The 19,220-nt window shown below is 63.5% G+C and carries 18 protein-coding genes; 11 read left to right on the forward strand and 7 right to left on the reverse strand.

The annotated features are described in order from the left end of the window. Positions 1-27: 27 nt before the first annotated feature. Complete coding sequence (locus GV002_RS24600) at positions 28-855, forward strand: methyl-accepting chemotaxis protein (RefSeq protein WP_372241830.1); 828 nt, start codon at positions 28-30, stop codon at positions 853-855. Positions 856-924: 69 nt separating this feature from the next. Here GV002_RS24600 and GV002_RS09495 read toward each other — a convergent pair whose 3' ends face one another. From GV002_RS09495 to GV002_RS09510, 4 genes are read right to left on the reverse strand one after another with little or no spacing between them, the layout of a single operon-like run. Beyond that, positions 925-2,001, reverse strand: coding sequence for a polyamine ABC transporter substrate-binding protein (locus GV002_RS09495; protein ID WP_160018061.1), 1,077 nt, complete (start codon positions 1,999-2,001; stop codon positions 925-927). 49 nt (positions 2,002-2,050) lie between these two features. Further along, positions 2,051-2,392 carry a cupin domain-containing protein gene (locus GV002_RS09500; RefSeq protein WP_160018062.1) on the reverse strand — a complete coding sequence of 114 codons (342 nt, stop codon included), beginning with the start codon at positions 2,390-2,392 and terminating at the stop codon, positions 2,051-2,053. Positions 2,393-2,426: 34 nt separating this feature from the next. Beyond that, on the reverse strand, positions 2,427-3,833 hold the full coding sequence (locus tag GV002_RS09505) for an NAD(P)/FAD-dependent oxidoreductase (protein ID WP_160018063.1): 1,407 nt from the start codon (positions 3,831-3,833) through the stop codon (positions 2,427-2,429). 45 nt (positions 3,834-3,878) lie between these two features. Further along, positions 3,879-4,700 carry a helix-turn-helix domain-containing protein gene (locus tag GV002_RS09510; RefSeq protein WP_160018064.1) on the reverse strand — a complete coding sequence of 274 codons (822 nt, stop codon included), beginning with the start codon at positions 4,698-4,700 and terminating at the stop codon, positions 3,879-3,881. A gap of 119 nt (positions 4,701-4,819) precedes the next feature. On the opposite strand from GV002_RS09510, the gene GV002_RS09515 reads away from it, so the two are divergent. After that, a complete protein-coding gene (locus GV002_RS09515) occupies positions 4,820-5,047 on the forward strand; it encodes a DUF2970 domain-containing protein (protein ID WP_160018065.1) in 228 nt (75 codons plus the stop codon). Here the strand turns inward: GV002_RS09515 and GV002_RS09520 are convergent, their stop codons facing one another. Further along, the gene (locus GV002_RS09520; protein ID WP_160018914.1) at positions 5,048-6,076 is read right to left on the reverse strand and encodes an ABC transporter substrate-binding protein; all 1,029 of its coding nucleotides are present in this window, start codon (positions 6,074-6,076) and stop codon (positions 5,048-5,050) included. A 464-nt stretch (positions 6,077-6,540) separates the two neighbouring features. Here GV002_RS09520 and GV002_RS09525 point away from each other — a divergent pair, with 464 nt between their 5' ends. The 3 genes from GV002_RS09525 (at position 6,541) to GV002_RS09535 (ending at position 9,223) form a co-directional block, all read left to right on the forward strand. Then, entirely contained in the window at positions 6,541-8,199 is a 1,659-nt protein-coding gene (locus GV002_RS09525) for a nitrite/sulfite reductase (protein WP_160018066.1), read from the forward strand. Continuing rightward, positions 8,183-8,680 (forward strand): DUF934 domain-containing protein, encoded by a 498-nt coding sequence (locus GV002_RS09530; protein ID WP_064494784.1) that lies wholly within the window; start codon positions 8,183-8,185, stop codon positions 8,678-8,680. Before GV002_RS09525 ends, GV002_RS09530 begins: the two co-directional genes overlap by 17 nt. A gap of 141 nt (positions 8,681-8,821) precedes the next feature. Further along, positions 8,822-9,223 (forward strand): transcriptional regulator, encoded by a 402-nt coding sequence (locus tag GV002_RS09535; RefSeq protein WP_160018067.1) that lies wholly within the window; start codon positions 8,822-8,824, stop codon positions 9,221-9,223. Between the two features lie 87 nt (positions 9,224-9,310). Here GV002_RS09535 and GV002_RS09540 read toward each other — a convergent pair whose 3' ends face one another. Further along, positions 9,311-10,993: a DEAD/DEAH box helicase gene (locus GV002_RS09540; RefSeq protein ID WP_160018068.1), complete on the reverse strand. Its 1,683-nt coding sequence runs from the start codon at positions 10,991-10,993 to the stop codon at positions 9,311-9,313. 289 nt (positions 10,994-11,282) lie between these two features. After that, positions 11,283-12,062, reverse strand: coding sequence for a spermidine synthase (locus tag GV002_RS09545; protein ID WP_160018069.1), 780 nt, complete (start codon positions 12,060-12,062; stop codon positions 11,283-11,285). A 136-nt stretch (positions 12,063-12,198) separates the two neighbouring features. Here GV002_RS09545 and GV002_RS09550 point away from each other — a divergent pair, with 136 nt between their 5' ends. The 6 genes from GV002_RS09550 (at position 12,199) to GV002_RS09575 (ending at position 19,206) form a co-directional block, all read left to right on the forward strand. After that, positions 12,199-13,527, forward strand: a complete 1,329-nt coding sequence (locus tag GV002_RS09550) for a flavin-containing monooxygenase (protein ID WP_160018070.1) — start codon at positions 12,199-12,201, stop codon at positions 13,525-13,527. After that, on the forward strand, positions 13,524-14,462 hold the full coding sequence (locus tag GV002_RS09555) for a bile acid:sodium symporter family protein (protein WP_160018071.1): 939 nt from the start codon (positions 13,524-13,526) through the stop codon (positions 14,460-14,462). The genes GV002_RS09550 and GV002_RS09555 overlap by 4 nt, the downstream gene beginning before the upstream one ends. Then, positions 14,462-15,244 (forward strand): SDR family NAD(P)-dependent oxidoreductase, encoded by a 783-nt coding sequence (locus GV002_RS09560; protein ID WP_160018072.1) that lies wholly within the window; start codon positions 14,462-14,464, stop codon positions 15,242-15,244. The genes GV002_RS09555 and GV002_RS09560 overlap by 1 nt, the downstream gene beginning before the upstream one ends. Then, positions 15,244-15,984 carry a sulfite exporter TauE/SafE family protein gene (locus GV002_RS09565; protein ID WP_160018073.1) on the forward strand — a complete coding sequence of 247 codons (741 nt, stop codon included), beginning with the start codon at positions 15,244-15,246 and terminating at the stop codon, positions 15,982-15,984. The genes GV002_RS09560 and GV002_RS09565 overlap by 1 nt, the downstream gene beginning before the upstream one ends. Next, positions 15,981-17,774: an N-acyl-D-amino-acid deacylase family protein gene (locus GV002_RS09570; protein WP_160018074.1), complete on the forward strand. Its 1,794-nt coding sequence runs from the start codon at positions 15,981-15,983 to the stop codon at positions 17,772-17,774. The genes GV002_RS09565 and GV002_RS09570 overlap by 4 nt, the downstream gene beginning before the upstream one ends. 85 nt (positions 17,775-17,859) lie before the next feature. Then, positions 17,860-19,206: a class II 3-deoxy-7-phosphoheptulonate synthase gene (locus tag GV002_RS09575; protein WP_160018075.1), complete on the forward strand. Its 1,347-nt coding sequence runs from the start codon at positions 17,860-17,862 to the stop codon at positions 19,204-19,206. Positions 19,207-19,220: the final 14 nt, after the last annotated feature.

Raw genomic sequence — 19,220 nt, forward strand, 5'->3', positions numbered from 1 at the left:
ACCCTGCAGACCTTGATTGGCGACGTCATGGGCAGCTCGCACCAGGTCCGCGAAAGTACGGCCCTGACTTCAAACGAGTCGGAGCAGGCCGCCCGCCGCCTGCAGGAACAGCTGCAGGAACTGGATCAGCTGGCCACCGCCATGCAGGAAATGGCCTCCACTGCCGAAGAGGTGGCGCGTAACGCTCAGGCTGCAGCCCAGGCTGCCGTTGCCGCCAACGAAGAAACCGAGAATGGCGTGCGCGTGGTCTCGCAATCGAGTTCGGCGATTCGCCATCTGGCCAACGAGATGGACGAAACCAGCCACGCGATCAACGAACTGGCCAAGCTCAGCCACAACATCGAGTCGATCCTGCAGGTGATCACCAGCATCGCCGAACAGACCAATCTGCTGGCACTGAACGCCGCTATCGAAGCAGCGCGCGCCGGAGAGTCAGGCCGTGGCTTTGCCGTGGTGGCCGACGAGGTGCGCTCGCTGGCTTCGCGCACCCAGCAAGCCACCCAGGAAATCCGCCAGATGATCGATCAGCTGCAAGGCGGTGTACGCCAGGCCGAAAGCCGCATGCAACAGAGCCGCGACACGGCCAGCAAGACCGCTGAGGACGCTGGCGCGGCCAACGATATGCTCGGCCGTATCCGTGAGGCGATCACCCGCATCAACGACATGAACCTGCAGATCGCCACGGCGGCCGAAGAACAGAGCGCCACCACCGAGGAGATCAACCGCAACACCACCAACATTCGTGATATCAGCCACGAACTGGCCGGCGGCGCCGAGCAGCAGGTGCGCCAGTGCGCCTCGATGGTGGATCAGGTTGGGCAGCAGGATCGCCTGCTTGGTCGCTTCAAGGTCTGAACCATGAGCGATTGAATGACGCACAGGAAAAGCCCCGGCATGCCGGGGCTTTTTTCATCGAGTAGACGCTCAGACGCCGCTCTTGACCTTGCTCCAGATGCGCGTGCGCACCCGGTCGATCTTCAGCGGCATGGCCTCCAGGGTGTACAGCTTGTCCATCACCGACTCCGGCGGATATACGGTCGGGTCCGCCTTCAGCGCCGGGTCGACCAGAGCGCTGGCCTTGGCATTGCCGTTGGCGTACTTCACGTGATTGCTGATGGCAGCCATCACCTCGGGCTGCAGCAGGTCGTTCATGAAGGCGTAAGCGCCCTCCTCGTTGCTGGCATCGACCGGCATGGCCACCATGTCGAACCAGATCGGCGCACCTTCCTTGGGAATCTCGTACTGGATCTTCACGCCGTTGCCCGCTTCCGTAGCCCGCGCACCGGCCTGCATGATGTCGCCGGAGAAGCCCACGGCCATGCAGATCTCTCCGTTGGCCAGATCGCCGACGTACTTGGAGGAATGGAAATAACGCACGTTCTTGCGCATCTCCATCAGCAACGCCTCGGCGCGCTTGTAGTCCTCGGGGTTCTTGCTGTGGTGTGGCAGGCCCAGGTGATGCAGGGCGATTGGCAGCATTTCCGGGCCGTTGTCGAGGATCGCGACGCCACACTCGTTGAGTTTGGCCAGCTTGGCTGGGTCGAACAGTACGTCCCAGCTGTCCATCTTCGCGTCATCGCCCAGCACTGCGCGCACCTTGTCGACGTTGTAGCCGATACCGGTGCTGCCCCACAGATAGGGGAAGCCGTGCTCGTTGCCCGGATCGTTCACTTCCAGCGTCTTCATCAGCACCGGGTTGAGATTGTTCCAGTTCGGCAGCTTGCTGCGGTCGAGCTTCTTCAACGCACCGCCCTGAATCTGCCGGGCCATGAAATGGTTGGAGGGAAAGACCACGTCGTAGCCTGAACGGCCGGCCATCAGCTTGGCGTCCAGGGTCTCGTTGCTGTCGTAGACATCGTAATGGGTGCCCAGGCCGCTGCTCTTTTCGAACTGCTTGAGGGTGTCCGGGGCGATGTAGTCGGTCCAGTTGTAGATGCGCACGCTATCAGCGGCATGAGCGGTGCCAGCCAGGATCAGGCACGGCAGGAGTTTCTTCAGCATGGGATACCTCGTGAGTTGTTGTTCTAGGCAGTACTGAAAAGGTGCTGACTCAGAAGATCAGCACATAGGTCTTGCGCACCGTTTCTTGTATGTCCCAGATGCCGAGGGTATTGGCCGGCATCATCAGCGCGTCGCCGGCGCGAATCTCGATGGGCTCGCCGCCGTCAGGGGTGAAGGTGCAACGCCCCGCCACGAAGTGGCAGAACTCCTGCTGGACGATCTGCCGGCGCCAGCGCCCCGGCGTGCATTCCCAGATACCGGTCTCTACGCCGTCACTGCGCTCGACGCTGGTGGTCGAGGTAACTGCCACCGGCTTACTCAGGGGCACGGCGACCGGGTTGGACGCGTCCAGGGCGACGTTGGGGGTGTCACGAAAATGGGTGATGTTCATGTGAACTCCAGATCAAAGGACGGCTGGCACTCGCTCAGCCCATCAGGCTTTCCATGCGCGCCGCGACCGCTTGCGCCAGGCGTCGACGCCAGGCCGGGCTGCGCGGGTTGGCGAGCACCTCGTCCTCATGGACGAAACTGCGGATGATGGCGTTGTAACCAAGCCAGCGGCAGGGTTCGGGCTCCCAGCGCTGCAGGCTGGAAATCGGGCTGTCAGTCGATACCCAGGGCTGGCGCAGCAGTTCGCTGTCGCGGCCAAGAATCAGGTCAGCCAGGGTGCGCCCGCCGAGGTTGGTGGCACCGACACCCTCACCGCCATAACCGCCAGACAGCGCGATGCGGTTGCGGGTGTCGCGCAGCATGTGTGGCTGGAAACGCCGCGCCATGCCCAGATTGCCGCCCCAGGAATGGGTGAAACGCACGTTGCGCAACTGCGGGAAGATCTCTCCCATCAGGTAGCGGCGCAGGCCCAACTCGTCCTCGGTGAGATTGAAGTCACTGCGTAGGCGTCCGCCAAAGCGATAACCACCGCGCGCACCGAAGATCAGGCGATCATCGAGGCTGCGCTGGCCATAGGTGACCTGACGACTGAATTCGCTGAACGCCTGTCCTCGCTCAAGGCCGATTCCGGCCCAAATGTCCGCTGGCAGCGGTTCGGTGGCGACGATCAGGCTCTGCACCGGCAACTGGTGATTGCCCAGCGGCGGCAAGCTGGCAGCGTAACCTTCGATGGCCGGCACCACCCAATCAGCTTTGACGCGTCCCTGAGCGGTGCGCACCAGACCGGGCTGCCAGTCGATCACCGGGCTGCGCTCGTAGAGCTCTACACCCAGGCCCTCGACGCAACGCGCCAACCCCCGCACCAGCTTGGCAGGCTGGATCGTCGCGCAATGCGGGCTGTACAGCGCGCCGTAGGCATTGGCCAGGCGCAACTGTGCGGCCAGTTCGCTTGGCGCCATCCAGCGGTAATCGTCTTCGCTCAGGCCCAGCGCACGCAGTTCTTCGAGATATTCACGCAGGCGTACTTCCTGCTCGGGATAGCGCGCGGCGCAATACAGCACGCCGCCCTTGCGCAGGTCGCAGTCGATACCTTCCCGTGCAACCACCGAGGCCACTTCATCAGGAATACCGTGCAGCAGATCGAAGGACGCCTTGCGCTCGGTCGCTGGCAGACCGGCCAGCAGGCGATCTTCGCCGAGCAGGTTGCCCATCAGCCAGCCGCCATTGCGCCCGGAGGCGCCGAAGCCGGCGGTCTCGGCCTCCAGAATCACCACACGCAGCTGCGGCGCCTGGCGCTTGAGGTAATAGGCCGTCCACAGGCCGGTGTAACCCGCTCCGATGATCGCCACGTCGGCGTGCAGGTCGCTTTGCAGGCTGGGCCGCGCCTGCAGCGGATCATCGAGCTGATCCATCCACAGACTGATGTTGCGCCAGGGATTCATCCACGCCTCCGTCATCAATCGATGACACAAGGCTAGTAGTGACAGTCAGTCGCTGTCTTGCGTGCGTGCCCGCGAGGAAATCTGCTTGAGATAGGCCTTGGGCGACAGCCCGGTGTGGCGCTTGAAGCAGCTATAGAAGGCCGACAAGGAATTGAAGCCGGCGGCAAAGGCCAGCTCGTCGATACGCTTGAGGTCGCTACCCGCCTGCAAGCCATCGAGCAGGTACTGCAGGCGCGCGCGGTTGACGTAGCGGTAGAAGCTCTCGCCCAACACCTGATTGAGCAGGTGGGAAATCTGGTTGCGGCTGTAACCCGTCGCCGCCGCCACCTGCTGCAGATCCAGTTCGGGGTCGAGAAAGGGCTGGCTGCGCTGGAAATAGTCCTGCAGATCCTGCGCCAGTTGACCGAGCTGGCGGGTCGACAGCCCCAGGCGGCTGATGGCCGGGCGCGAACTGGCCGCTTCGCCAGTGCCACGTGCTTCACGTACCAGGGTGGCGTATTCGTTGATCCGCCAGATCAGCCCGTCGCGCACGGTGATGGCTTCACCGGTGCGGAACGACACCAGCCCTTCCCCACCCTGCAGGCTGGTGCAGTACTGGATGAAGGCGGTATGACCGTCGATGCGGATGCGGTCGACGTGCTCCAGCAGCTCGCCAGGGCGGCGCGGCAGGTTGTTCTCGACGTACTCGCGCAGATCGCCCAGGCGCATGCAGCGCTGCTGGTAGAAATCGTTGTACTCGATCTCGGGGTGATACAGCGCCATCACCGCGTCGAGGTCGCGGTGCTTCCAGCTCAGGTGGTAGCGCAGGATAGTTTCGCGAGTGCGCTCGGTCTGCGCGGCGTCGTCGGGAAACAGATCGTCAGACATGTTCAAGATCGGTGGTCAGCGACCAGGCAGATTGCCTGATTCGCCGGAACCGGCCTAGCCCCTTCGTGGCGACTTCGCGGCTGCAGACTATGCTTGCAGGACTGACGTAGAGGCCAACCATGAGCAATCAGGACAAAGACCCCGACCAGAGCCCGCTGACACTGCGCGAGATGTTGCAGAGCGTGCTGGCGGCAGCGCTCGGCGTGCAGAGCGGGAAGAACCGCAGCCGCGACTTCAGTCGCGGCAAGCCCAGCCACTTCATTCTGCTCGGCGTGCTGTTCACCGCGCTGTTCGTGATCGTGCTGCTGGTCACGGTGAAGTTGATTCTGCATCTGGCTACCCGTTGATCAGTCCAGCAGGCGTGCTATCGAGCAGTCGTAGCGCTGCTGTTGGGGCTTAGTCAGCGCGCTGAACCGGCTAAAGTCCATATCGATGTCCGGCTGACCGAGGCGTGCCAGCAGTTTCTGCGATTGCGCCCTGTCGAGCAGGCGCAGCAGCGATGCAACCTGATCCTGGCCGCCGCGCTCGATGAAATCCAGATCACGGGCATGGTCACTGAGCATCACCAGGGCACAGGCACCCAGAATGAAGTGGCCGCTCGCCAGAACATCGATTCGTCCATCGATGTGCGCCTGCAGCACCCGAGCCGAGTTGTTCAGGGCGGCATAACGCAGCTCTCTACCCTGCTCGCCAGCAGCACGCATCACGCCAAATGCCATTGCATCGTTCGCCGACCAGACCAGGCTCACATCCGGATAGCGCGGCAACAGGCTCATCGCCTGCTCATAGGCGCGCTGCTCCTGCCACTCGCCATGCACTGCCTGCACCAGACGCACATGCGGCGCCTCGTTCAGCGCACGTTGCAAACCGGCCAGACGCAAGATCGATGACGGCGTTTGCTTGACCCCGGAAAATGCCAGCAGCTCGGCCGGCTGCCCCTTGGCGAGCGCGATGAGCTCGCGCCCCATCAGGTAACCCGCCTCTTCATCATTGGGAACCAGGCTACCGAGCCAGTTGCGATGACGCTCGCGACTGCCACCGATCAACGCCTGCTGCTCGTCGGTGAGCGTGCTGTGCAAGGCGAAAAGACCAACCTGGCTGCCCTCGAACAGGCGCAGAAGCAAAGGCCCCAGGAACTGCTCGTTGGTGAAGACCAGATAGTCCGGATGCTCACCGTCCAGAACCTGCCGGGCGTTGCTTAGCATGCGCGCTGGATCACGCTCGCCGTAGAGGACTTTCAGCTCGAGGCCGAGATCGCCTGCGGCGTCCTGCATGTAGCGGGTGTAATCGGCCCAGAATGGCTCGTCGGAATGACCAGGGTTGAGGAAGATCACTGACGGCGCACGGGGTTGTGCTGACGCCAATGCGCAGCACAGTAATAACCACAGGCCCAACACCCACCGGATCACGGCTCCCCTCCCCAATTAACCGGGGCGCAGTATAGGGCGCAAATGATAAAAGGCCGACCGCTAATGCGTGTCGGCCTTTGCCCTCACTGTCCGCTGACCCAGAAGACTGCCGTGCCTACCGCAATCAGGATCAGGCAAAAGATCGCCCAAGCATCGATAACGCTGTCGGAATTTTCCACTTCGGTGTGTTCGGTCATGGTTCCCCCTCTTCTTGTGCTTTTAGGTGATGCACACTGCATTTAAGCCCAGGCTTGGCCATCGCTCAAACCATATGGTTATGCTCTAGGGCAGTCTTATTCCTTAAACCTAGGTTTATATATTCAAACATCACTTTTACGCATAAACCTGAGCTGGTATCGTGCCCCGGCTCCTCGGGAGTGCGCGGCCGTGCGCGCTGATTGGCAGTAAGTAGCCTGAAAACAGGACCCTTCATGTACGTTTATGACCAGTACGATCAACAGATCGTCGAGGATCGCGTCAAGCAGTTCCGCGATCAAACCCGCCGCTACCTCGCCGGAGAGCTGAGCGGCGAGGAATTCCGTCCGCTGCGCCTGCAGAACGGTCTGTATATCCAGCGTTACGCGCCCATGCTGCGCGTCGCTGTGCCTTACGGCCTGCTGTCGTCCGCCCAGGTTCGCGTACTCGCGCGCATCGCCCGCGACTACGACAAGGGTTATGCCCATATCAGCACCCGGCAGAACGTCCAGTACAACTGGCCGGAGCTCGAAGACGTGCCGGAGATTCTTGCCGAGCTGGCCACCGTGCAGATGCACGCCATCCAGACCAGCGGCAACTGCATCCGCAACACCACCACCGACCAGTTCGCCGGCGTGGCCAAGGACGAGATCGTCGATCCGCGCCCCTGGTGCGAAATCATCCGTCAGTGGTCGACCTTCCACCCCGAGTTCTCGCACCTGCCGCGCAAATTCAAGATCGCCGTCAACGGTGCCGTGAGCGACCGTGCCGCCATCGAAGTGCATGACATCGGCCTGGAAGCGGTGAAGAACGAAGCCGGCGAGCTGGGCTTCCGCGTTTCCGTCGGCGGCGGCCTGGGTCGTACCCCGATCGTCGGCAGCTTCATCAACGAATTCCTGCCCTGGCAGCACCTGATCAGCTATCTCGACGCCATCCTGCGCGTGTACAACCGCTATGGCCGTCGCGATAACAAGTACAAGGCGCGCATCAAGATTCTGGTCAAGGCACTGACTCCCGAGGTGTTCGCCCAGCGTGTGGACGCCGAGTGGGCGCACCTCAAGGATGGCCCGAGCACCCTGACCGAAGCCGAAGTCGCCCGCGTTGCCGCGCACTTCGTCGATCCGGCCTATCTGCCCCTGCAGGACGAAGACGCCCTGCTCGCCCAGCAGAACGCCGAACATCCCGGCTTCGCCCGCTGGCGCGAGCGCAACACCTTCGCCCACAAGAAGCCTGGCTACGTTGCCGTGACCCTGTCGCTCAAGCCCACCGGCGTAGCGCCGGGCGACGTCACCGACAAGCAACTCGACGCCATCGCCGACCTGGCCGATCGTTATTCCTTCGGTGAAGTGCGCAACAGCCACAACCAGAACATCATCCTCGCCGACGTCGAGCAGCGTCAGCTGCTGGCCCTGTGGGGCGAGCTGCGCGAGCAAGGCTTCGCCACGCCGAACGTAGGCCTGCTGACCGACATCATCTGCTGCCCGGGCGGCGACTTCTGCTCGCTGGCCAACGCCAAGTCAATCCCGATCGCCGAAGCCATTCAGCGTCGTTTTGACGATCTCGACTACCTGTTCGACATCGGCAATATCGATCTGAACATCTCCGGCTGCATGAACGCCTGCGGTCACCACCACGTCGGCCATATCGGCATTCTCGGCGTCGACAAGAAAGGCCAGGAGTTCTATCAGGTATCGCTCGGCGGCAGCGCCGGCCGTGACGCCAGCCTGGCGCAGATCCTCGGCCCATCCTTCGCCGAAGCGGACATGGCCGATGTGATCGACAAGATCATCAAGGTCTACGTCGAGCAACGCACCGAAGAAGAAAGCTTCCTCGATACCTACCGTCGCGTCGGTATCGATCCGTTCAAGGAGCGCGTCTATGCAGCGAATCATTAAGAACGGTCAGGTGGTCGACGAGACCTGGCACCTGCTGGCCAAGGACGTGACCCTGGACGTCATCCCCAACTGCGACGACATCATCGTCCCGCTGGCCCTGTGGCGCGAGCATGCGCACGCCCTCAAGGCCCGTGACGGCGGCCTCGGCGTATGGCTGGAAGCCGGTGACGAGATCGAGGAGATCGCCGATGACCTGGCGCATTTCCAGGTCATCGCCCTGGAGTTCCCGGCCTTCACCGACGGCCGTCACTCCTCCACCGCCTACCTGCTACGCACCCGCTACGGCTACAAGGGCGAAGTACGCGCCATTGGCGACGTGCTGCGCGACCAGCTGTTCGCCCTCAAGCGTGTCGGTTTCGATGCCTTCGCCGTGCGTGCGGACAAAGACCCTTACGACGCGCTGAAAGCCTTCGAGGACTACAGCGAGGTTTACCAGGCTTCGGCCGATCAGCCGCAACCGCTGTTCCGTCGCCGCGCCTGATCACGGCGGCTGAAACCCCCAAAACGCCCCGACTGGTTCGGGGCGTTTTGCTTTGTGTACTCCGCTCGCAGAATTCAGGTCGAACCGTAGTGCGTTGCTGAAGTCGGACTCTATAAGCCCATCGCATAGGGAGAGAGCGCCATGAAGCACGACTGGGACCTGATCGAACGCCTGCTGCACGAGGCACAGAACTCCGCTGGCAAACCCTTCGCCCCGCGTCGCTACGCCGAAGACCTGGCCGAAGAGCATGAGAATGCCGGCGACCCCGTGGACAATCTCGATCATCTGCGCGCCGAGGCTGCACGCTACGAAGCGCGTCTGCTGCAAAACGGCTTTATCGAACCACGCCCGGAAGACGAAGGTGGCAACGGTGAAAACTTCGTGCTCACCGCTCGCGGCGCGCAACTGCTGAGCATGCTCGACAGCAGCATCCCTGGCAGTGAGCGGCCACGCGCAGTGCTCGACGAAGTGGGTGAAGCAGCATTGACGCCCGAAGTGTTCGACCGCCTGGCGCCCAGGGCCAATCTCGGCGAAACCAGCTGAGTAGGTAGCGCATAAACAAAAACGCCGCGCCCTTACAAGGGGCGCGGCGTTTTGCTGATCCTGAAGCAAGGCACAAGGCCTGGCGGATCAATCCTCGCGGTAGCGACGCAACTTCAGTGCCTTGCCGGCCACACGGGTGTCTTTCAGCTTGCCCAGCAGACGGTCCAGGCCGTCTTCCGGCAGCTCGACCAGGCTGAAGGTTTCGCGGATCTGGATACGACCGATCGCTTCGCGAGCCAGACCACCCTCGTTGAGGATAGCGCCAAGCAGATTCTTCGCGGCGATACCGTCGCGCGTCCCCAGTGCAGTGCGGCAGCGCACGCGACCTTCGGTCAGCGGTACCGGCGCACGGCGCTCGCGGTATTCGCTGCGCTCACCACCACGATCGCCGTCGCGCTCACGACGCTCACGCGGAGCACCGCCAGCGCCCGGCACCAGCGGCTGCTCGCGCTCGACAGTGGCCAGATCCAGGGCCTGGCCGTTGGTGGCCTTTTTCAGCAGCGCAGCCGCCAGGGCACGCGGGCTGCAGCCGATATCGGCGGTCAGGCGGTCGAGCAGATCGCCATGACTGGCTTCGGCATCGGCCACCAGCGGCGCCAGGCTGTTGGTCAGTTTCTTGATGCGGGCATCGAGAACCTGCTGACCGTTCGGCAGTTTGACTTCACCGACCTTCTGCCCGGTGACGCGCTCGATCACCTGCAGCATGCGACGCTCACGCGGCGTCACCAGCAGCAGCGCACGGCCATCACGACCGGCGCGACCGGTACGACCGATACGGTGTACGTAGGACTCCGGGTCGTACGGCATGTCGACGTTGAAAACGTGGGTGATGCGCGGTACGTCGATACCACGAGCAGCCACGTCGGTCGCCACGACGATGTCCAGGCGGCCATCCTTGAGCGATTCGATCACGCGCTCACGCTGGTTCTGGGCGATATCACCGTTCAGCGCAGCGGCCTTGTAGCCTTTGGCTTCCAGGGCACTGGCCAGATCCAGGGTGGCTTGTTTGGTACGCACGAAGGCGATCAGCGCGTCGAAATCCTCGACTTCCAGCAGACGCAACACGGCGTTGGTCTTCTGGTCGGCGTGGATCATCAGATGCGCCTGCTCGATGCGCGAGACGGTCTGAGTCTTGGCAGCGATCTTGATGTGTTGCGGCTCACGCAGGTGCTTCTCGGCAATGGCGCGAATCGAGTGCGGCAGCGTGGCGGAGAACAGCACGCTCTGGCGGCTTTCCGGCATGGCTTCGAAGATCACTTCGAGGTCATCCATGAAGCCCAGCTTGAGCATTTCGTCTGCTTCGTCGAGTACCAGGTACTGGATGGTCGACAGCACTTTCTCGTCGCGACGCAGGTGGTCGACCAGACGGCCCGGGGTGGCAACGATGACCTGAGCGCCCTGGCGAATGGCCTTGAGCTGCGGACCCATCGGCGCTCCGCCGTAGACGGCGACCACATTGAGGCCAGGCATCTGCTTGGAATAGGTTTCGAAGGCGGTGGCGACCTGCAGGGCCAGCTCGCGGGTTGGCGCCAGAATCAGTGCCTGTGGCTCACGCTTGGCCGGGTCGATTTTCGACAGGATCGGCAACGCGAATGCTGCGGTCTTGCCGGTGCCGGTCTGGGCCTGGCCGATCATGTCCTGGCCGGCGAGGATCACCGGAATGGCCTGCGACTGGATCGGAGACGGCTCTTCGTAACCAACGGCGGTCAGAGCGGCGAGAATATTGGAGTGAAGTCCGAGCGCGGCGAAGCCGCCGATTTCCTGGGTCATGGGTCTGCCTCAAGTGCATCCGCAAAGACCCATGTTCCAAAGCTGCGCATGCCGTGTAAGACCTTGTGGGTCACCCTGGCAGCCTGGTCGGCGGGGATTTGCGAAAACGTGATGAAAGTGAATCGTCAAGGATAGTCCGCTGGGGACTGGCTGCCGGGTGTTAATTTCCCGGGCGAGTTGCACTACCTGAACGTGGCCAGAAAATTGGCCGGCGCGAACTATACCGGAAAATCCTGACTCGGGTGCTGGTTTTTATCGATTGCCACGCATCCAACCGCTCAACGGCGCATCAAGTGGCCGGGCGCAGCGCTTCGATCAGCGGTTGTAGCGAGTACCCCAGGCGCGGCGCCAGCTCGCCAGCACGCATCTGCAGGCGCCCCATGTTCAAGCGCTGCTCAAGGTCGGCCGGGATCAGCAGCACCACGTTGCCCTCCTTCACCGGGCACTCCCAATAGTGCCGGTGATAGAGGCCGCGCAGCAGTGCCGCGCCAAGCGGCTTGCCGTCATTGCCTGCCCATTGGTTGATGATCAGCCAGCCGCCCGGGTTGAGTTTTTCGCGGCAGCGCTCGAGAAACCGCCAGGCCAGATGCCCGACGCCCGGCCCCTGGTCGGTGTACAGATCAAGAAAGATCAGGTCAGCAGTTTCCGCGCTGTCGAGCAGTTCGGTGGCATCGCCGATGCGAATGGTCAGCCGTGGGTCATCGTCCAGGCCGAGAAACTCCATGGCCAGGCGCGGTACGTCCGGGCGCAGCTCGATGGCCTCGACGTCCTCCAGCGGCAGGAACTTCAGGCAGGCCTGGGTCAGGTTGCCGGCGCCCAGCCCCAGGAACAGCGCGGTTTCCGGGGCATCGTGACACAGCGCGCCCAGCAACATGGCGCGGGTGTAGTCGTATTCCAGCCAGCTGGGATCGCCCTGAAACACGCAACTCTGCTCGATGGCATCACCAAACTCGAGAAAGCGGTAGGCGCCGATCTGCACCACACGGATCACCCCGAAGGCGTCGCGCACCTCGGCAAGCAGAACCTCTTCCTGCTGCTGCAACTCGTCGATCGGCGGCAACCCTGGCATCGATACCTCTCCCACAGTGACATCCCGTACCACAAGAACCGGGCTAAAGGCGCCGATTGTCATTGAAGCAGCCGCCCCCGGTCACGCAATAATTCAAACACTTGCGCAGCTACTCATAACAATAACGAGGTTCGCCATGTACGCCATCATAGGTGCCGGCCCGATGGGCCTGTGCACGGCCCGGCAATTGAAGAAGCACGGTATCGATTTCGTCGGTTTCGAACTGCACAGCGACGTCGGTGGCCTGTGGGATATCGATAACCCGCACAGCAGCATGTACCACTCGGCGCACCTGATTTCCTCCAAGGGCACCACCGAGTTTCGCGAATTCCCCATGCGTGCCGAGGTGGCGCCCTACCCGCACCACAGCGAGATGCGCTGCTACTTCCGCGACTACGCCAGGCAGTTTCGTCTCTACGAGCATTACCAGTTCGACACCCGCGTGCTGCATGTGCAGCGCGAGCAACACGGCTGGAAGCTGATCAGCGAGCGCAACGGCGAGCAGCGCGAGTGGTATTTCAAGGGCGTACTGATCGCCAATGGCACCCTGCATACGCCCAACCTGCCTAGCCTGCCCGGTGAATTTTCCGGCGAGCTGCTGCACTCCAGTGCTTACAGGAGCGCGGATATCTTCGCCGGCAAACGGGTGCTGGTGGTCGGCTGCGGCAACTCCGCCTGCGATATCGCCATCGATGCCGTGCATCGCGCCGCCTCGGTCGACCTCTCGGTGCGCCGTGGCTATCACTTCCTGCCCAAATTCATCCTCGGTAAACCCACCGATACCTTCGGCGGCTCGATCAGGCTACCGCGCCGTCTCAAACAGCTGGTTGACGGTCTGCTGGTGCGTGCGCTGGTCGGCAAACCTTCGCAGTACGGTCTGCCCGACCCGGACTACCGCCTGTACGAGTCGCATCCGGTGATGAACTCGCTGGTGCTGCACCATATCGGCCATGGCGACATCCGCCCTCGGGGCGATGTCACAGCGGTGAACGGGCAAAGCGTGACCTTTGCCAATGGTGAACAGGCCGAGTACGACCTGATCCTCATGGCCACCGGCTACAAGCTCGACTACCCCTTCATCGCCCGCGACGAGTTGAACTGGCCGCAAGATGCCGGTGCACCACAGCTGTATCTCAACGTCTTCCACCCCGAGCACGACGACCTGTTCATGCTCGGCATGGTCGAGGCCTCCGGCCTGGGCTGGCAGGGTCGTGACGAGCAGGCGGAGCTGGTGGCGCTGTATATCCGTCAGTCGCAGACTGGCAGCCCCGCTGCTCAGGTCCTGCGCCAGACCATTCGTGCTCAAGCCAGCCAGCGCCTGGACGGCGGCTATCGCTACCTGCAGCTGGAGCGCATGGCCTATTACGTGCACAAGGACAGCTATCGTAGACGCATAGCCGAACACAGCGCCGCGCTACGTCGTGAGCTGGCCAGCGACGGCACACTCGCTGCACAGGGGGCATGAGCATGGAACAGGTCAATATCGCCTTCGCCCCCAGCAGTCTGGTGCTGATCAACCTGATCGTCGCGTTGATGATGTTCGGCGTCTCCCTGGACCTGCGCGCCGAAGACTTCCGCCGCATCGTCCGCGCGCCCAAGGCCCCGGTGATTGGCATGCTGGCGCAATTCGTGTTGCTGCCGGCGCTGACCTGCCTGGCCTGCTGGGCCCTGGCCATCGAGCCGCAACTGGCGCTGGGCATGACCCTGATCGCCGCCTGCCCGGGCGGCAGCTTCTCCAACATCATGACCTGGATGGCGCGCGGCAACGTCGCGCTGTCGGTGAGCATGACCGCCGTTTCCAGCGTTGTCGCCAGCGTGCTGACACCGCTCAACTTCGCGCTGTACGCCTGGCTCAATCCCCACACGCGGCCCTTGCTGACGCAGATCGAACTGGACCCGCTGAGTTTGTTGCTGCTCGTGCTGCTGGTACTCGGCCTGCCTCTGCTGGCTGGCATGTGGATCGGCCGGCGCTTCCCGCAACTGACGCTGAACGTGGAAAAGCCCCTGCGTCTGTTCGCCTTGCTGGTCATGCTCGGTTTCGTCGCGCTGGCGTTCAGCCGTAACCTCGAGCAGTTCACCCGACATTTCCATCTGTTCTTCTGGCTGGTGGTGGCGCACAACGCCCTGGCACTGAGCATTGGCTACCTCAGCGCACGCCTGAGCGGGCTGACGGTGGCCGACCGCCGTGCCCTGACGCTGGAAGTGGGCATCCAGAATTCGGCGCTGGGCCTGGTGATCATCTTCACCTTCTTCCCGCAGGCCAGTGGCATGTTGCTGATCGCGGCGTTCTGGGGTTGCTGGCACCTGGTATCCGGTCTGAGCCTGGCCTGGCTGTGGTCACGCAGACCGCCTGCAGCTGACGCGTTGCTGACGCCTTTGCCCAACGCTGGAGAACGATGATGCGCGTAGTCCTGATTACCGGCGCCGCCAGCGGCCTCGGCTGGCAACTGGCACGCGCCTGTCACGCCCGTGGCGATGCACTGCTGCTCACCGACATCGACGCCAATGGTCTCACGGCTCGCGCCAATGAACTGGGCAGCGAACGGGTATTGGCCCTTGCTGGCGATATCACCGAACCCGAGCTGCATGCACGCCTGCTCGATGGCTGCCGGCAGCGCTTCGGCCGACTGGACGTGCTGATCAACAACGCCGGCATCACTCACCGCTCGCCTACGCTGCGCACCGACCCAGCGGTGTTTCGCAAGATCATGGCGGTGGATTATCACGCGCCGCTGGAACTGACCCTGGCCGCCCTGCCCTTGTTGCGTGAAAGCAGCGGCCAGGTGGTCGCCATCGGCTCCATGGCCGGCTGGATGCCGGTGCTCGGCCGCGCCGGATACTGCGCTGCGAAGAGCGCCCTGGGCCAGGCCTTCGAGGTGCTGCGCGCCGAGATCGCCCGTGACGGCATTGGCCTGCTGATGGTCTATCCGAGCTTTCTCGATACCCCCATCGACCGCAATGCCCTGGGCGGCGACGGCAAACCGGCCGGCCACGCCCGCTCGACCATCGGCAAGATTCGCGGCGCCGACTGGATGGCCAGCCTGATTCTCGATGCGCTGCAGCAGCGCCGCGAGCGCCTGTTCCCGGACCGCGGCAGTTGGCTGGCGAGCCTGCTCTGGCGCCTGGCACCGGCGCTGTACCACCGCAAGATGAGCCAGCGCTTCGCCGGGGAGATCAGCTGATGGCCCTGGCGCCCTACGCCCTCGGCGGCTTCATTCTGCTGGCCTACACCCTGGAAGCCGTCACCGGCTTCGGTAGCGTGGTCATCGCGCTGTCGCTCGGCGCATTGCTGCTGCCCATCGATCAGCTGTTGCCGATCCTGGTGCCGCTGAACATCTGCATGACCGGCTATCTGGTGCATCGCCACTGGCAGCAGATCGACCGCCGCCTGCTGCTTGGCACCCTGCTGCCCGGCATGCTCATCGGCACGTTACTCGGCTATTGGCTGCTGCCTTATCTGGACACCCAGGCGCTGAAGGTCGGCTTCGGTGCGCTGATCGTCTGGTTCGCCAGCCGCGAATTGTGGCGCCTGCGCCGGGCGAACGATCTGCGGCAACGTCCGGCCTGGTTGACTCGCGTGATTACCCTGGCCGCCGGCCTCAGCCACGGTCTGTTCGCCTCGGGCGGCCCGCTGCTGGTCTACGGCCTGGCCGGCACCCAGCTGGACAAGGCGCGACTGCGCGCCACCCTGGTCACCGTCTGGTTCACCTTGAACAGCCTGCTTACCCTCGCCTTTTTGCTCGACGGCCGCCTGCTGCCGGCGCTGCCCCAGGTGCTCACCTACATGCCGTTGCTGCTGCTCGGGGTGTGGTTGGGCGAACGCCTGCACCGGCGCTTCGACGAGCGTCATTTCCGCCTCGCCATCTACATCCTGCTGTTGGTCACCGGCATCCTGCTGCTGGCGCCCTGGAGACTGCCATGAGCTACGACATCATCATCAACAACGGCCTGTACTTCGACGGTACTGGCGCGCCGGGGGCAATCCGTCATATCGGTATCCGTAACGGCAAGGTCGAGGTGCTCAGCCTCAGCCCGCTGGACGCCACCGACTGTCCCGAGGTGATCGACGCCCAAGGCCAATGGATCACCCCTGGTTTTCTGGAGATCCACTCGCACTACGATGCCGAGGTGATCGCCGCACCAGCACTGAAGGAGTCGGTGCGCCATGGTGTCACCAGCGTAACCATCGGCTCCTGCTCCATCAGCATGGTGCTGGCCGACGCCGAAGACTGCTCCGACCTGTTCACCCGCGTCGAAGCGGTGCCACGAGACTACGTGCTGCCAATCCTCAAGGAAAAGAAAACCTGGCGCGACGCCGCCGGCTATCGCGCCTTCTACGACCAGTTGCCGCTGGGCCCGAACGTCAATTCCTTCCTAGGCCATTCGGAATTGCGCGTGGCGGTGATGGGCCTGGAGCGCGCCACCAGTCGGGTGAAGCCCAGCGAAGCCGAACTCGCGCGCATGGAGCAGTTGCTCGAAGAGGCGCTGGACGCCGGGTGTATTGGCCTGTCAGTGATGACCACGCGCCTGGACAAGATGGACGGCGACCGCGCCTGGTCCAGCCCGTTGCCGTCGACCTTCGCCAGCTGGAAGGAGTTTTCCCGGCTGTTCGCCGTACTTCGGCGGCGCGGCGCCGTGCTGCAGGGCGCACCGAATGCGGTGACCAAGGTCAACGTATTCGCCTTCCTCTGGCAGGCCCACGGCTGGTTCAGGAAACCGCTGAAATGCACCATGCTCACGGCGCTGGATCTCAAATCGCAGCCGCTGCTGCACCGCTTTACCCGGCTCTCCGGCTGGCTGGCGAACCGAGCGCTGCGCGGCCACTTCCGCTGGCAGACCCTGCCGGCGCCCTTCACCCTGCGCCTGGAAGGGCTCAACGTGAATGCCTTCGAGGAGTTCGGTGCCGGCGAGATCCTGCGCAACATCAAGGACCCGGATGAGCTCTACGCCAAGGTCAGGGAGCCGGCGTTCCGCGCCCTGTTCAAGAAGCAGGTCAAGGCCGTACTGACCAAGGGCCTTTGGCACCGCGACTTCTCCGACTGCTGGGTGACCGAATGCCCGGACGCCAGCCTGGTCGGCAAGAACTTCAAGCAATTGGGGCAGGCGCGCGGCCTGGATGCGGTAGACGCCTACTTCGAGCTGGCCTGCCAATACCGCGAGGCGCTGAAGTGGACGACCTGCTACGGCAACCAGCGCGAGGCGATCATGCGCAAGCTGCTGGCCAGTCCCTGGACCCACCCTGGCTTCGCCGATTCTGGCGCGCACCTGCGCTCCATCGCCCAGTACAACTTCCCGCTGCGTTTTCTCAAATACGTGCGCGACGCCGAGCTGGCCGGCGAACCTTTCATGGAACTGGGCAAGGCGGTGCGCCGCTGCAGTGGCGAGCTGGCCGATTTCATCGGTGTCGATGCCGGCTACCTGCGCGTCGGCGATCGTGCCGACCTGGTGCTGATCGATCCCGCAGGCCTTGACGAAACGCTGGACGAACTGCACGAAGCGCCGATGGAGGTGCTCGGCCTGGTGCGGGTGGTCAAACGCAACGATGCTGCGGTCGCACTGACGGTGATCAACGGCCGCATCGCCTATCGCCGTGGTCTGGAATACCCGGATGATCTCGGCAAGGCACAGCGCTACGGACACTTCCTGCCGGCGCGCGATGTCTCGCCGCGACACCTGCCGGCGTGCGACCTGGAGCCCGCCGCTGCGTCATGAGCCGCAGCAGCGCCATTACACGTACGAGCCCTGGGGCTTATCGGTTACCATGCGCCTTCGCCTGATCAACCGCTAGAGACGCCGCATGTCGAACGCCTGGAGCCCCGAAAGCTGGAGGGCCAAACCCATCCAGCAGCAGCCTGAATACCCTGACGCCGCTCACCTGACCCGCGTCGAGCAAACCCTGGCCGGCTATCCGCCGCTGGTGTTCGCTGGCGAGGCGCGCGAGCTGCGTCGCCAGTTCGCCGAGGCCACCCAGGGACGCGCCTTCCTGCTGCAGGGTGGCGACTGCGCCGAAAGCTTCGCCGAGTTTTCCGCCGCGAAGATCCGCGACACCTTCAAGGTGCTACTGCAGATGGCCATCGTCATGACCTTCGCTGCCGGCTGCCCTGTGGTCAAGGTCGGGCGCATGGCCGGCCAGTTCGCCAAGCCGCGCTCGTCCGGCAGCGAAACCATCGAGGGTGTCACCCTGCCCGCTTACCGGGGCGATATCGTCAACGGCATCGGTTTCGACGCAGCCAGTCGCGCACCCGACCCGGAGCGCCTGCTGCAGGCCTACCACCAGGCCACCGCCAGCCTCAACCTGCTGCGCGCCTTCGCTCAGGGTGGTTTTGCCGACCTGCATCAGGTGCACCAGTGGAACCTCGACTTCATCGCCAACTCGGCGCTGGCCGAGAAGTATCATCAGCTCGCCGGCCGCATCGACGAAACCCTGGCCTTCATGCGTGCCGTGGGCATGGACAGCGCCCCGCAGCTTCGTGAAACCAGCTTCTTTACCGCCCACGAGGCGCTGCTGCTGAACTACGAAGAAGCCTTCGTCCGTCGCGACAGCCTTACCGGCCGCTGGTACGACTGCTCCGCGCACATGCTGTGGATCGGCGACCGCACCCGTCAGCTGGACGGCGCGCACATCGAGTTCATGCGCGGTATCGAGAACCCCATCGGCGTCAAGGTCGGCCCGAGCATGGACCCGGACGAGCTGATCCGCCTGATCGACACGCTCAACCCGGAAAATGATCCCGGTCGCCTCAACCTGATCGTGCGCATGGGCGCGGACAAGGTCGAGGCGCACTTCCCGCGTCTGCTGCGCAAGGTCAAGGAAGAAGGTCGCCAGGTGCTGTGGAGCTCCGACCCCATGCACGGCAACACCATCAAGGCCAGCAGCGGCTACAAGACCCGCGATTTCGCGCAGATTCTCAGCGAAGTCCGGCAGTTCTTCGCTGTGCACCAGGCAGAAGGCACCTATGCCGGCGGTATCCATATCGAAATGACCGGGCAGAACGTCACCGAGTGCATCGGCGGTTCCCGCCCGATCACCGAGGACGGCCTGTCCGACCGTTACCACACCCACTGCGACCCGCGCATGAACGCTGATCAGTCCCTGGAGCTGGCCTTCATGATCGCCGAAACGCTGAAGCAGGTACGCCGCTGATCCTCCGCGCCCTG

It is taken from the genome of Pseudomonas sp. 8O (genome assembly GCF_902506495.1).
Taxonomy (GTDB): Bacteria; Pseudomonadota; Gammaproteobacteria; order Pseudomonadales; family Pseudomonadaceae; genus Aquipseudomonas; species Aquipseudomonas chaetocerotis.